Source organism: Microbulbifer sp. HZ11 (assembly GCF_000708675.1).
Lineage (GTDB): Bacteria > Pseudomonadota > Gammaproteobacteria > Pseudomonadales > Cellvibrionaceae > Microbulbifer.
In genome coordinates, this window is record NZ_JELR01000001.1 from 1,832,986 (window position 1) to 1,846,736 (window position 13,751).

General features: G+C 55.9%; 13 protein-coding genes. 2 read left to right on the forward strand and 11 right to left on the reverse strand.

Going from position 1 to position 13,751, the window contains the following annotated elements:
- Window positions 1-17: 17 nt before the first annotated feature.
- The 5 genes from tpx to prfC form a co-directional block, all read right to left on the reverse strand.
- Window positions 18-512 (reverse strand): thiol peroxidase, encoded by a 495-nt coding sequence (gene tpx / locus AU11_RS07865; protein WP_043317725.1) that lies wholly within the window; start codon window positions 510-512, stop codon window positions 18-20.
- Between the two features lie 186 nt (window positions 513-698).
- Window positions 699-2,069 carry a M20/M25/M40 family metallo-hydrolase gene (locus AU11_RS07870; RefSeq protein ID WP_231491702.1) on the reverse strand — a complete coding sequence of 457 codons (1,371 nt, stop codon included), beginning with the start codon at window positions 2,067-2,069 and terminating at the stop codon, window positions 699-701.
- 129 nt (window positions 2,070-2,198) lie between these two features.
- Window positions 2,199-2,540, reverse strand: a complete 342-nt coding sequence (locus AU11_RS07875; protein ID WP_043317729.1) for a hypothetical protein — start codon at window positions 2,538-2,540, stop codon at window positions 2,199-2,201.
- 203 nt (window positions 2,541-2,743) lie between these two features.
- Entirely contained in the window at window positions 2,744-3,370 is a 627-nt protein-coding gene (locus AU11_RS07880) for a lysophospholipid acyltransferase family protein (protein WP_231491704.1), read from the reverse strand.
- Between the two features lie 41 nt (window positions 3,371-3,411).
- Window positions 3,412-4,995, reverse strand: coding sequence for a peptide chain release factor 3 (prfC, locus tag AU11_RS07885; RefSeq protein ID WP_051687094.1), 1,584 nt, complete (start codon window positions 4,993-4,995; stop codon window positions 3,412-3,414).
- Between the two features lie 108 nt (window positions 4,996-5,103).
- Between prfC and AU11_RS07890 the strand changes: the two genes are divergently transcribed.
- Window positions 5,104-6,879: an aminopeptidase P family protein gene (locus AU11_RS07890; RefSeq protein ID WP_043317731.1), complete on the forward strand. Its 1,776-nt coding sequence runs from the start codon at window positions 5,104-5,106 to the stop codon at window positions 6,877-6,879.
- A gap of 13 nt (window positions 6,880-6,892) precedes the next feature.
- Here the strand turns inward: AU11_RS07890 and AU11_RS07895 are convergent, their stop codons facing one another.
- The 6 genes from AU11_RS07895 to AU11_RS07920 form a co-directional block, all read right to left on the reverse strand.
- Window positions 6,893-7,942, reverse strand: a complete 1,050-nt coding sequence (locus AU11_RS07895) for an alpha/beta fold hydrolase (RefSeq protein ID WP_051687031.1) — start codon at window positions 7,940-7,942, stop codon at window positions 6,893-6,895.
- 16 nt (window positions 7,943-7,958) lie between these two features.
- On the reverse strand, window positions 7,959-9,332 hold the full coding sequence (locus AU11_RS07900) for an MATE family efflux transporter (protein WP_051687032.1): 1,374 nt from the start codon (window positions 9,330-9,332) through the stop codon (window positions 7,959-7,961).
- A gap of 57 nt (window positions 9,333-9,389) precedes the next feature.
- Entirely contained in the window at window positions 9,390-9,902 is a 513-nt protein-coding gene (gene rimI / locus AU11_RS07905) for a ribosomal protein S18-alanine N-acetyltransferase (RefSeq protein ID WP_081847987.1), read from the reverse strand.
- Window positions 9,903-9,945: 43 nt separating this feature from the next.
- On the reverse strand, window positions 9,946-10,743 hold the full coding sequence (locus AU11_RS07910) for a hypothetical protein (protein ID WP_043317735.1): 798 nt from the start codon (window positions 10,741-10,743) through the stop codon (window positions 9,946-9,948).
- 24 nt (window positions 10,744-10,767) lie between these two features.
- Window positions 10,768-12,303, reverse strand: a complete 1,536-nt coding sequence (locus tag AU11_RS07915) for a 2-isopropylmalate synthase (protein ID WP_043317736.1) — start codon at window positions 12,301-12,303, stop codon at window positions 10,768-10,770.
- Window positions 12,304-12,834: 531 nt separating this feature from the next.
- Window positions 12,835-13,314, reverse strand: coding sequence for a glutathione peroxidase (locus AU11_RS07920; protein WP_043317737.1), 480 nt, complete (start codon window positions 13,312-13,314; stop codon window positions 12,835-12,837).
- 223 nt (window positions 13,315-13,537) lie between these two features.
- Here AU11_RS07920 and AU11_RS18575 point away from each other — a divergent pair.
- Window positions 13,538-13,751 (forward strand): hypothetical protein (locus AU11_RS18575; protein ID WP_231491707.1); only part of this gene is annotated, 214 nt, incomplete at its 3' end.

Below are 13,751 nucleotides of genomic sequence, written 5' to 3' on the forward strand. Positions count from 1 at the left end.
GGTAACCCGGGCTCCCGTTACAGAGCGCTGATGGCACCTTCATAGCTGGGTTCGTCGGCAGTTTCGGCAACCTGTTCGGTGTAGATGACCTTACCGCCTTCATCGATCACGACCACTGCCCGGGACAACAGGCCCTTCAGCGGGCCGGTTTCAAATGCCACACCGTAATCCTGGCCAAACTCGGAGCGGAACGCAGAACCCAGTTTCACATTATCCAGGCCCTCGGCGCCACAGAAACGGGTCATGGCAAACGGGAGATCCGCGGAGACACAAACCACCACGGTATTTTCCAGGGAAGACACTTTTTCATTGAACGTGCGTACGGAGGTTGCACAGGTCGGAGTATCTACAGACGGGAAAATATTCAGGACTACGCGCTTACCCGCTAGATCGTCCAGCGTGATTTCGGACAGGTCACCCTGCACCAGGGTAAACGCCGGCGCTTCGCTGCCAACAGACGGAAGCTCACCAACGGTGGTAATCGGGTTTCCTTTCAGTGTGATATTGGCCATTTTCGTATTCCTTGACTTGCCGGTTGAAAGTGATGGCAGCATGACGACGCACTTTGACATTGTCAATCGAGCGCCGCCAAACCGTAAACAATAAAAACCTGCAGGCTCGCTACAGCGGTCCACACCCACTGGGCGCGGTCCGTCCACCATTTGCAGTGGTTACTTACTTGAAATGCCCGCTGAGATTCAATTCTCCGTGGGAACCCGCCCAAAATCCCCTTCCATTTCTGCCGCCAGAAACGACATCACTACCCAGGCTGCGACATTCTGCTTCAGATTGTCCGGGTCTACCTTGTCCAAGGTGTCATTAGGTGTGTGGTGATAGTCGAAGTAATCGGTACCATCCTGGTACAGGCCTATGGCCGGTACACCGCGCGCAACAAATACACTGCTGTCCGGGCCACCGGAGGACTTATTGTTGCCGCGCTCAATGCCCAGCGGGGCCAGTAATTGCATCATCTGGTCCGCGATAGCGAACTTGCTTTCCGGAATCCGGGTATCAAAACGCCAGATTTTTCCGGCGCCGAAGTCAGATTCAGACACCATAATGATCTTGTCCAGCTCGTCCTGGTGAACGTCCACATACTGTCTGGCCCCAACCAGACCAATTTCTTCGGCGCCGAACAACACCACACGCAGGGTACGACGGGGGCGCTGCGGCAACTCGGAAATCAGTCGCGCCGTCTCCATCACGATGGCAACCCCGGCACCATCGTCCAGGGCACCGGTGCCCTCATCCCAACTATCCAGATGCGCACCGATCAGTACGACCTCTTCCGGCTTCTCGCGGCCAACCAGCTCGCCAATTACGTTAAACGAGGGGCCATCGGCCAGAGGCTCGTTGTGCACATCCAGTTTCACCTCCACCGGTTTCCCCCGCTCAAGCATGGCTTCCAGCAGGTTCGCATCCGGCGCAGACAGAGCCAGTGCCGGGACTGGATTGGCCACACCATCGATAGACATCATTCCAGTGTGGGCAAAGCGATCAGAATCGGTTCCCACAGAGCGCAACAATAAAGCTACGGCGCCCTTTTCGGCCGCCGCACGCATCCCCTTGCTGCGCCCCTGAACGGCCGGGCCATACCCTTCACCGGTGCGGGCGCGCGCCATTCGCTTATTGATAAAAGCGATCTTGCCTTTTACCTTGCGCGCCGGCGCCTTCATCAGGGCTTCCACATCCGCAAACTCGATAATCTCCGCATTGAGCCCGCCCTCTGGCGTGGAGGCGCCGTAGCCGAGGGACGATACCACCAGCGGCTGCGGGAAAGGCGCTGTCACCTCAGCATGGGCGTGACCGCGCGCCCAGCGCTTCACGTCGATCTGCTCGGTATAGACCCGGTCAAAACCGAGATCTTTCATTTTCTGCTGCGCCCAGGCCACAGCACGTTCGTCGCCTTTAGTACCGGCGCGGCGTGGTCCTACCTCGACGGTAAGTGACTCCACCAGACTGTATGCATCGGAGGACTCTAGTGCCCGGTCGCGCAACACTTCTGCTACAGACAGGTCTTCCTGCTTCAGCGGCGCAGCCTGTGCAGCGGCCATGAGCAATCCCGCCATCAAGCCCCCGCTTACGCTCGCGAGAGGCTTCAACACTCGATTCATCATTGGTTTCTCCAGTTACCACTCGTGGAATTTATTTTGTTGGTCAGATCGCAGTTACTACCGTGTCTTGTGACACCCATTTCACTAACGTCCATCGCCGGGGAGAGCGAGTAACCGCTCACGTACATTACGCAGTTTTTCCAGCCCGGCTGCGGAAAACAGGTAGGGCATTTTCCCGGTGTACTCCTCTTCCTCGATTTTCAGGCACTCCAGCCGCAACGCCTCCAGAGGCGGGTCGTGCCGCATCGGGTAGCCCGTCAGCACCCGCCATTCATTGTCATCTGCTTGCCCGGCAATCACATCTTCCAGGCCTTGCTGAAACTGCGCGCGTTCCATTCTGAAGCGGGGGGTGCGCATATGCATTAAGCCCCACACAATCAGCGCAAAAACCGCAAAGGAAATACACAGAGTTAGAAAAATCGTCAACGGTGATGCCTCCTTCTTCAGCCAGGGAACCTCTGAAAGCCCCGCAGAGCGCGACCTGAAGGCAGCATCTGCTACGTTACAGCTGTTGTAAAGGGCTGGGCCATTCACTGCGCGCTGCGTCTAAACACAGCCTTGACGTCACAATGCGACAATACAGGCTTGGCCGGAGGCTCCCCCCTAGGGGACTGTCATCGGGTCAGCTGTCAGTCCGCACTCGCCAAATCCGTCTGGTTTTCCGGGTTACGACCGCGGTACTTACTGAACCGGCGCTGGATTTCGAGCATATCTTCATCCAGGTTACCCGTCGTCCGGTAGAGTGAATCGATACAGATTCGCTTGGTGGGGAAATCCCATGCCACCAGCAGAACGGGCACATTAGCCGCATGAGCAATACGCAAAAATCCGTTTTTCCACTTGGTGGCTTTTTTGCGCGTGCCCTCGGGTGTGATGGCGACCCACATTTTTTCGTGATTCTTAAACTGACTCGCCACCTGTTTGGCCATTCCGCCCGCAGCACGACGGTCGGTGGGAATCCCTCCGAGCCACATAAACAGACCTTTGAAAGGGAAGAAGAAAGCTTCCTTTTTCATTAACCAGGAAGCTTTCAGTTTTAGCGCCATGATAAATGGCATCGCCACCACAAAATCCCAGTTGGACGTGTGAGGCGCCAGTGCCACCATCAATTTTTTCTCTGGTGGAAACTCGCCGTCAAAATGCCACCCCAGCATTCTCACAATCAGCAATCCGACTTTCTGAGTAAGCCAATTGCCGGTGCGCGGCATCTCTTCCGGCAGTTGTGTGGGGATCGTTGTTTTTTTACCAGCTGTCACTGCAAGAATCTCTTCAAAAGTCTGCGAATTAAATTAGTGGATCAGTGCTCACGCGTCGCGTAGAACCGCACCTCTGGATAGCGCTCTTCAGCCAGCTGAAGATTCACCCGGGTGGGAGCGAGATAAGTGAGGTGGCCGGAGCCGTCCAGAGCCAGGTTAGTGCTGGCCTTGCGCTTGAAGTTTTCCAGCTCCTTGGCACTTTCACTATCGACCCAACGGGCAGTGTTCACATTCACGTTCTCGTAAATGGCTTCCACCTTGTATTCATCTTTCAGGCGGTAGGCTACCACCTCAAACTGCAGCACCCCCACGGCACCGACAATAATGTCGTTATTGTCCAGAGGGAAAAACACCTGAGTCGAGCCCTCTTCCGAGAGTTGCTGCAGGCCTTTCTGCAGCTGCTTCAGTTTCAGAGGATCCTTGAGGCGGATACGGCGAAAGAGCTCCGGGGCGAAGTTGGGGATACCTGTGAATTTCAGGCTCTCACCTTCGGTAAAGGTATCACCAATCTGGATGGTACCGTGGTTGTGCAATCCTATGATATCCCCGGCAATCGCCTCCTCCACGTGGGTCCGATCACCAGCCATGAAAGTCACGGCATCAGCAATTTTCACATCTTTGCCGATCCGCACATGTTTCATTTTCATGCCGCGGCTATAAGTGCCAGAACAGACCCGCATAAACGCAATGCGGTCTCGGTGCTTGGGATCCATGTTCGCCTGGATTTTGAAGACAAATCCGGAAAATTTCTCTTCACCCGGCTGCACTTCACGCTCGTTCGTTTCCCGCGACTGCGGACCCGGCGCCCATTCAACAAACCCATCCAGCATTTCCCGCACACCGAAATTTCCGAGCGCCGTGCCAAAGAACACCGGTGTCAGTTTACCGGCACGATAGGCCTCCAGATCAAACTCGTGGGTAGCCCCACGCACAAGCTCGATTTCGTCACGAATCTCTTCTGCCTCATCGCCCAGCAGCGCTGTGGCTTCATCGCTGTCCAGCCCTTTGATCTGGGTATCTTCCGGAATGGTGTGCCCCTGACCTTGCTTGAACACGTGAATGGTGTCGGTATAGAGGTTGTATACGCCCTTGAACAGTTTACCGGAGCCTAGCGGCCAGTTGATGGGCGCCGCCTGGATGTCCAGCACCTCCTCAATCTCATCCATCACTTCGATAGGATCTCGAATATCCCGGTCGAGCTTGTTGATAAATGACAGGATCGGTGTTGTGCGCAGGCGGCACACATTCATCAGCTTGATGGTGCGGTCTTCGACCCCCTTGGCGCCATCGATGACCATCAGCGCAGAATCAACCGCAGTCAGCACCCGGTAAGTATCTTCCGAGAAATCTTCGTGCCCGGGTGTATCGAGCAGGTTTACCACCCGCTCCTTGTATGGGAATTGCATCACCGAGGATGTCACGGAGATACCGCGCTCCTGCTCCATCGTCATCCAGTCTGAACGCGCGTGTGGTCCCTTTTTGCCTTTGACCGAGCCCGCCAGCTGAATGGCGTTCCCGAACAGAAGCAACTTCTCGGTCACCGTGGTTTTACCGGCGTCCGGGTGGGAGATAATTGCAAAAGTACGGCGACCATTGATGCCCGCCAGAGAAGAGGATTGACCCATAGTGCACACAATCGAACTGGATAAAAAACAGGCGCGCATTATACACGGGAGCGCACTTCTCTGGGGGCTGTTAGACTGCAAAAAGCATTTAAATGAGCGAGGTGAACAATGAGTCAAGACCGCTTGGACGCGCTGTATTCGGCGCTGCAGGAACAGGGTGTACAGGGCTATCTGGTCCCTCGGTGTGACGAGTACCAGAACGAGTATGTACCGCCTTGCGATGAGCGCCTCGCCTGGCTCACCGGTTTTGACGGCTCTGCCGGGCTCGCCGCTCTGGCCCACCGCCGCGCCGCACTTTTTGTTGATGGCCGCTACACGCTCCAGGCACAGCAACAGGTTGGCGACCAGGCCATTGCGCTCAAAGGCCTGTCCGCGGATGAAATAGCTGATTGGCTCAGCAGCGCCCTGAAAGAGGGCGATACGCTCGGCTACGACCCACGCCTGCACACAGAGCCCGGCCTTGCACCACTCAGAAAACGATTGCAGGAACAGGGGGTACGACTACGCCCTCTGGACACCAATCCCATCGACGCGATCTGGTCAGATCGCCCCGCTCCACCCTGTGGTCCGGCGCGCCCCCACCCTTTGGTCTTTACCGGGGAGGAGTCCGCGCAAAAACGCGCACGTATTGCCGGGCAGCTTGCCGACAGGCACCAGGATGCCCTATGGCTTGCCAACCCGGAAGTCTGCGCATGGCTGTTCAATATCCGCGGTGATGATATTCCCCACCTGCCTGTGGCACTGAGCATGGGGCTATTGTATCGGGACGGCAGCGCTACGTTGTATCTCGCTCAAAAGGCGGTCACAGATGCCCTGCGCCAGCACCTGGGACACGGCGTCGAGCTGGTCCACAACAAAGAGGATCTGTTCCGGGCCGCTACGCATCGACATGTTCAAAGCGTCTGGGCCGACCCGCTGTTGAGTAACTGCTGGAGCCTGCAACAATTCGACGATCGCGACATACAGATTTTTCCGCAGCGGGATCCGATTACCGGTGCCAAGGCACGTAAAAATCCTGTCGAGCTGAAAGGCAGCCGCGCCGCGCATATTCGGGACGGCGCAGCGCTGTGCGAATTTCTTGCCGAGCTGCCCCACGCGGTGCGGCAGGAATCTTTCGGTGAGTTGGAAGCCGTGCAACTACTGCGCAGTAAACGGGAGCAACGCGAGGGGTTTAACGACGACAGCTTCGACGCCATTTCCGGCTACCGCGGCAATGGCGCTATCGTCCATTACCGGGTCACACCGGCGTCCAGCCAGACAATGCACGCGGAAGGCATCTACCTGATCGACTCGGGTGGTCAGTATCCAGATGGCACCACCGATGTCACTCGCACCCTTGCTCTCGGGGAATTTCCAGCGACGGCACGGGAGCACTTTACCCGTGTGCTCAAGGGCCACATCGCCATCGCTACCCTGCGTTTTCCCGCAGGAACCTTCGGTGAGCAGATCGACGCTTTCGCCCGTAAATCCCTGTGGGATGCGGGTCTCGATTATGCCCATGGCACTGGTCACGGTGTGGGGAGCTTCCTGAGTGTCCACGAGGGCCCGCAGCGTATTGGAAAAGCCAGTTCGCAAGTACCTCTGGAGGCGGGAATGATTGTATCCAATGAGCCCGGCTTCTATCTGGCGAACGAATACGGAATAAGGATTGAAAACCTGGTTTTCATCAAAGAATGTTCCGCACATCCCGGATTTCTGGAGTTTGAGGAACTGACGTTGGCCCCTATCGATCTTCAGCTGATCGAGCCGGCACTTCTGAACAAAGATGAAATCCGGTGGCTGAACGACTATCACCGGAAGGTTCGGGAGACACTCATGCCACTGGTAAACGGCAGCACTCGTGAATGGCTTGTGACAGCGACAGCACCGGTCACGGGCTGCTGACAAGTACCGAGAATCAGTACGGGGCGATTTCCGGAGATGGCCCCAAGCCCTCACGCAGGGGCTGACTGCCGAGCTGTGCGCGCCAAAAAGGCAACATTGCAGAGAGTACCCGCCGACTGACCTCCGGTTCCAGGGCGTGCCCCATTCCGGAAATTGCCACAAACTCAGCACCGGGAATCTTTTCTGCGGTATCCCGGCCATGATCCAGTGGCAGCAATGGGTCTTTGTCGCCATGAATTACCAAGGTAGGAACGGCGATCGTCTTCAGTATATCAGTCCGGTCCCCACTCGCCAGAATGGCCTGGAACTGCCGCACGGTACCTGGCCCGTAGCTGCCGCGGTTCATTACCCGCTCCGCCAGCTGGCGCGCATACTCAGTAGAAAAATACTCAGGTGAGCCAATGGTACGCGCAATACTGACCCGGTTTGCAAGCTCCTCTTCCCTGCTGAGGCCGGATTTTGCTCCAGATGCCAGCGCGGATACGGCCTCGGGGCTGGACTCACTAAGATTCGGCGCCCCGGAACTCGACATGATGGAGGTCAATGTAAGCGCCCTTAGTGGGTAAGCCGCAGCCAATACCTGTGCGATCATTCCGCCCATAGAGGCACCAACTATATGCGCCCGGTCAATGCCAAGTGCCTGCAAAACACCCACTGCATCTGCCGCCATATCTTGAAGACCATAGGCCGGCTCTGGAGTAAGCCCGACCTTTGCGCGCACCATTGTCCACCAGACAGGAGGCGCAGCAAGGCGGTAAAATTTTTGCGACAGGCCCGCGTCACGATTATCGATCAACACTACCCGATAGCCTTGATCGAGCAATCCCTGTACCAGGGTATCCCCCCAGTGCAGCATTTGCGCACCCAGCCCCATGATCAGCAGTACCGGTTCACCGTCCCGGGCACCCATATCCTGATACGCAATAGCAGTTTCATCCACCGTAACGAAATGGATCGGATACCGGTCAAAGGGACTTTCGGTAGAATATGCATTCACCGCCAAACACAGGATCACCAACAGGAACGGCCAGTACGCTAGTTGCCGCACATTCGCCTTCAACATATTCAGCCTCTCGAACCTACTTGGCAAACAACCCCTCGCGGTTTCCCACATTCTCCGCAAGGTAACGACGCAACCACCACCACGCCAATATACCGATCGTCAGGTTTGCGATCACTGTGGCCACAAACAAACCGTAAATCCCCAAGACATAATTCCCCAGCCAGGCCAGGGGGAGGTACAGCCCGAGTACGCGCAGGAATGAAATAATGGTTCCAGGTAATGGGTGCCCCAGACCATTGAACGCGGCGTTGGCAGACATGACAAATCCATAACCGGCGTAGCTGAAAGGCACCAGGCTTAAATAGCCTACAGCCACGGCAAGCACTTGCGGCGAGTCGCTGAATAACGCCGCAATATGCCGCCCCAGGAGCCACAGTAAAATCGCCAGTCCCACCCCAAAAACAATGCAAAAACGGGAAAGCACCGCAATGGTTTCATGCAGACGCTGCTGTTTACCCGCACCAGCATTCTGCCCCATAAAAGGTCCAACTACCGACGACAGCGCATAGAACACAATGAGCGCCAGCGGTTCAATTCGCAAGGCAATACCAAGGCCTGCCACCGCGTCGGCACCATGCGCGGCGACCAATGCCACCACCACACCACCGGATACGGGAATAATAACGTTGGTCGCGATGGCAGGGAGACCTACTCTCAACAGGCTCGACCAGGATTCTTTAACAAGCCGCCAATTCAAGGTTGGGGCAGACAGCAATTGTTCACGGCGGGCCAACACATACAGCGCGATAAAAAAGCTCACACCCCGCGCAATCACCGTGGCTAGTGCCGCCCCCTGAAGTTCCAGTCGCGGAAAGCCAAAAAGACCAAAGATGAGCAGTGGGTCCAGAACCAGGTTGAACACCGCAACCGCTATCATAATGCGTCCGGTGAGTGCACTGTTGCCAATAGCCCGCAGTGCAGACAGGGACACCATTGGCACCACTGCGAACACAGCGCCGTAATACCAGGGAACCATGTATTCGGTAATCAACGGTAACAACCGTTCCTGCGCGCCCAGCAGTCGGAATAGCGGTTCTATGGTAAGCAGACCGATTGCACTGACGAGTACAGCAAGCAATAAAGCTAACAGAGTTGCGTCAGTAACCAGCTGGCGCACCCGAGACATGTCCCCCGCACCATAGGCCCGCGCAACCGCCGAGGAAGTGCCAGCCCCGAGCCCGATAGCCAGCGCGTTGATCACCATCACCACCGGAAAGGTGAAGCTCATGGCCGCCAGGGGGCCGTCCCCCAACTGGGATACGAAATAGGTATCCACCACATTGAAGGACATGGTGGCGAGAATACCCCAGACCATAGGCAGTGCGAGACGCTGTAAATGTGCGGCGACAGCACCTTCCAGGAGTGACGGTTGAGATCGATGGGATGCCATGGAGGTTCCGGAGTTAATACGTGCTTTGCCGGGTGACGGGCACAGACAAATGGTCGTTTACAGTACCAGACTCATAAGCAAGGCGTCTTCCCGACTGCCATCGGGTTTCGGGTAGTAGTTTTTGCGGCGACCATCTTCGGTAAAGCCGAGCTTGTGGTACAGCGCTCGCGCCGGACGGTTGGACGCACGAACCTCCAGCAACACTCGCGCCACGTGTTCGGGAAACTGGGCAAAAATATGCTGTAATAACCGCGCTCCGACGCCAAGATTGCGGCAGCCCGGCGCCACAGCGACATCCAGAATTTCCGCTTCGTCAAACAGGCGGCTCACCACACAGCAGGCGAGAATCTGCCCGTGCTTTTGTACTGAAGGTTCGGGTGGGCGCAGGATCCAGCAGTGGTGCCCCGCTCTCAGGCTGTCGTGGTATTGAATCGAGCTCCACGGATGACTATGGGCGCTGCGGGCAAGTGCTGCAAGGTTATCGCAATCTTTCTCCCCGGCACGCTCGAAGTGCAACGGAGACTCTCTGTGCAGGGCAAGCGTTGAGGAATCAGGGATTGGTGAGTTCAACGGCGATTTCCGTAATCAGCAAGAATGTACCCGGCCCGCGCACCTATTGGCTTCGGGTCTGCTCCGGATAAAGGTCACGCAATAAATGCCAGAGTTCCCGCTTGCGCCATGGCTCGTTCAGCAGCTCAGTGAGACTCGGCATGGCTACCACGTATCGCCCCTGCCAGTCATTGATCGGCGACTTCAGGGGGACCGGCGAGCAGAATGCCTGCGCCTGCTCTCCCATAAGCCAGACCCATTTCACTGACTTTCGCCCACAGGCCGCTTCCAGCCAGCTACCACAGGTTTCCCGGGCATCACTGGCACCCGCAGCGGTCGCAAAAGGATTTTCAGCCAGTGGCCACTTGAGCTTGTCGCGTTCGCTCGGCAATTGATGCCAACCGATTGCCCGCGCAATATTACCAAACAGAGATTCTACCGGTAGCGCGGTTCCGGGTTCACGGCTGTCCACCGCCAGCAGCTCTTCTCCCAACCACCAGCAGCTGAGCACAAAGGGCGGTACCGGCTTCTCAGGAGCCGCCACGGGCACGACTCTGGCCGGCGGAGGTACCTTTGCCTCTGCTGCCAGGCTGCCAACCACGCGCTCCATCTCCACAGGTGCAGCCGCCCGCGAGGCTGCAGGTTTAGCCGGTGTTTCGACGGGTAGCGATACGGAGGCACCAACTGTCTGCATCAATGCCGCAGCCGCAGCGGGGCGAACTTCAGGGTTCGCCTGTGCCGACTGAGGCGGCGGGGGCAGCAGGGCCTGGGTAGGCTCTGCTGCGAGTGGCAGTCGGAATCTCGGCATATAGCTGGTTACACCCAGTGCCGTCAGGTACTCCGTCCGCTGTAATTCGTTCACTCTGTTCCCCGCTGGCGCCTTCCATCAAACGCCGGTTGGCTTACTGCTTTTACTGGCGAGCAAGTTTAACGCATCCAGGTAGGCTTTTGCGGACGCTACCAGAATATCGGTATCGGCACCGACGCCGTTCACCAGTTGACCATCGCGTTCCAGCCGAACCGTCACGCTGCCCTGGGAGTCAGTACCCTGGGTCACCGCATTGACAGAATAAAGCTGCAGATCCGCCTGGCTTCCCACCACCGATTCGATGGCCTTGAAAGTTGCATCCACCGGACCACTGCCCTCGGCACTGCACGTTTTTTTCTCCCCATCAATAACCAGCTCTAACTGCGCCTGGGGGTTACTGCCGCTTTTACTGCGCACTTCGAGGTCGGCCAATTGATAGTGCTCTACCGGGTCGGTGGCACCGGAAATCAACGATTGTAAATCTTCATCGAAGATTTCGTGTTTTTTATCCGCGAGATCCTTGAAGCGCTGGAACAGCACATTGAACTCCGCAGGGTCGGCGAAGGTCACGCCCAGCTCTTCATAGCGTGCCTTCACCGCGGCGCGGCCGGAATGCTTACCGAGAACCAGTCGGTTCTGCCCCCAACCCACATCCTCTGCACGCATGATTTCGTAGGTTTCGCGATGCTTGAGCACGCCGTCCTGGTGAATACCGGATTCGTGCGCGAAGGCATTAGCCCCCACAATCGCCTTATTCGGCTGAACCGGGAAGCCGGTGATAGAGGAAACCAGGCGCGAAGTGGGCACAATATGCGAGGCATCGATACCAGTTTCCACTGGATACAGATCCTGACGGGTACGCACGGCCATGACGATTTCTTCCAGTGAAGCATTACCCGCACGCTCGCCCAGACCATTGATGGTGCACTCTACCTGGCGAACACCATTCATCACCGCAGAAAGGGAGTTGGCCACGGCCAGGCCCAAATCGTTATGGCAGTGGGTAGAGAATATGGCCATGTCGGAATTGGGTACATTCTCGATGACCCGTTTGAACATGGCACCGTACTCTCCCGGTTCACCGTAACCCACGGTATCAGGGATATTGATGGTGCCGGCGCCGGCGTTGATGACCGCTTCGATAATCCGATACATGAATTCTGGCTCAGAGCGGCTGCCGTCCTCCAGAGAGAACTCCACATCGTCGGTAAACTGGCGCGCAGTTTTTACCGCCTCTACCGCCTGGCGCAATACATCTTCCGGCTCCATCTGAAGCTTGTACTTCATATGGATGGGTGAGGTGGCAATAAAGGTGTGAATACGGGACGCATTGGCCTTTTTGAGCGCTTCACCGGCGCGCAGAATATCGGGCCCCACGGCGCGGGCCAGGCTACATACACGGGAATCTTTTACGGTTTCAGCCACCGCCTGCACAGCTTCAAAATCGCCCTGACTGGCAATCGCGAAGCCAGCCTCTATGACGTCGACCCGCATACGCTCCAGCATGGAGGCAATACGGATTTTTTCGTCCTTGGTCATGGAAGCGCCGGGGCTTTGCTCGCCGTCCCGCAAGGTGGTATCGAAAATGACTAATTTATCTTTTTTAGCGTTCATCAGGGCTCTTCTCCTAGTCTGGCCCGAGGCTAAACAGCGGTAACGCCGCTGTCTACGCACTGCTCAAATTAAGTACGGAATTCTGTAGAGAGGTATGGGGATAAAATTATATGCCGCGACGCGGCAGTCGTAGCAGGCGTGCTAGTAGTAGGAGGGCAGTGAAGTTCGCAGCGCGATGGCGTGAATAGGTGGTAAATGGCGCCTCCGCGAAAACGCAGGAGACCCGACGCCGCGCACCCGGCAACCATTTGCCGGCGGATTGACTGGGTTTCATGTCTGTATCCGTTTTCTGATTGATTAGTTCACTACTTGCCCGTCGCAGAGCCAACTATTGACCCTGCTCCGGCGTCGCAAACTATAGTCCGACCAGGCCCAAAACATCAATACTCATCCTATTTAACCGATTACAAATAGCCATCAAAGCAAAATAATTATCGAAAAATCGAGTAAATTTAGGATAAAAGAACCTATCAACACAAGTGTGGCCTGCCAGCCCCCTTACGAGATTGCCTTTTTGGACACGCTGAATGTCTACAGTAAGGCCTCGATGTCTGCCGCAATCTGTTCTGGCTTATCTTTCGGCGCATACCGCTTCACCACATCGCCCTCACGGCCCACGAGGAACTTGGTGAAATTCCATTTAATACCCTCAGTCCCGAGAATCCCAGGCGCCTGTTTCTTCAGGTGTGAGAACAATGGGTGTGCATCGGATCCATTCACGTCGACCTTTGCATAGATTGGGAAGCTCACTCCGTAGTTCAGTGTGCAGAACTCCTGAATTTCGTTATCACTGCCAGGCTCCTGCTGACCAAACTGGTTACAGGGGAAGCCGAGTACGACCAGCCCTTGGTCCTTGTACTTTCGGTACAGGTCTTCCAAACCCTGATACTGCGGGGTAAACCCGCACTTGCTCGCAGTATTCACCACGAGCAGGACCTTCCCTTTGAACTCATCCAGTGTTCCTTTTTTTCCTTCACTGGTTTGAACCGGGATAGTGAAGATATCGGACATGGGCTGACTCCTTGATATATAACGGTCAATCTAACATCTGAATATATCGTACAAGTTAACCAGCGCAAGGTAATTCACAGGGCTGTACAAGTTACTCAGAAATACCGGGACTACCTGTGCATATCCTTAACATTTGATTTAAGGAACAAATTAAAACTTATGCACAGGCTGGTTACGCACAGAAACCTTGGACAGACTTGTGGGTAAGTGTGGGATATTAGGTGTGAGTGGCGTGGTTACTGGGGTTTGGAAAGCGTTTAAAAAAACGTCACCAAAGTTTCACGAAAAAAACCTGAATACTCAGCAGGTTTTGGCTGGATTTCGCAATGCCAAAAAGAAAAAAGGCCGTACAGGTAACTGTACGGCCTTTTGGATTTTAAGCCTGACGATGACCTACTCTCACATGGGGAATCCCCACACTACCATCGGCGATGTTG

Coding starts and splice junctions, on each gene's coding strand:
- AU11_RS07890 (WP_043317731.1), top strand. CDS start 5,104: ATGAGTCAAGACCGCTTGGACGCGCTGTATTCGGCGCTGCAGGAACAG.
- AU11_RS07915 (WP_043317736.1), bottom strand. CDS start 12,303: ATGAACGCTAAAAAAGATAAATTAGTCATTTTCGATACCACCTTGCGG.
- AU11_RS07895 (WP_051687031.1), bottom strand. CDS start 7,942: ATGTTGAAGGCGAATGTGCGGCAACTAGCGTACTGGCCGTTCCTGTTG.
- prfC (WP_051687094.1), bottom strand. CDS start 4,995: ATGGGTCAATCCTCTTCTCTGGCGGGCATCAATGGTCGCCGTACTTTT.
- AU11_RS07870 (WP_231491702.1), bottom strand. CDS start 2,069: ATGGCGGGATTGCTCATGGCCGCTGCACAGGCTGCGCCGCTGAAGCAG.
- tpx (WP_043317725.1), bottom strand. CDS start 512: ATGGCCAATATCACACTGAAAGGAAACCCGATTACCACCGTTGGTGAG.
- AU11_RS07900 (WP_051687032.1), bottom strand. CDS start 9,332: ATGGCATCCCATCGATCTCAACCGTCACTCCTGGAAGGTGCTGTCGCC.
- AU11_RS07920 (WP_043317737.1), bottom strand. CDS start 13,314: ATGTCCGATATCTTCACTATCCCGGTTCAAACCAGTGAAGGAAAAAAA.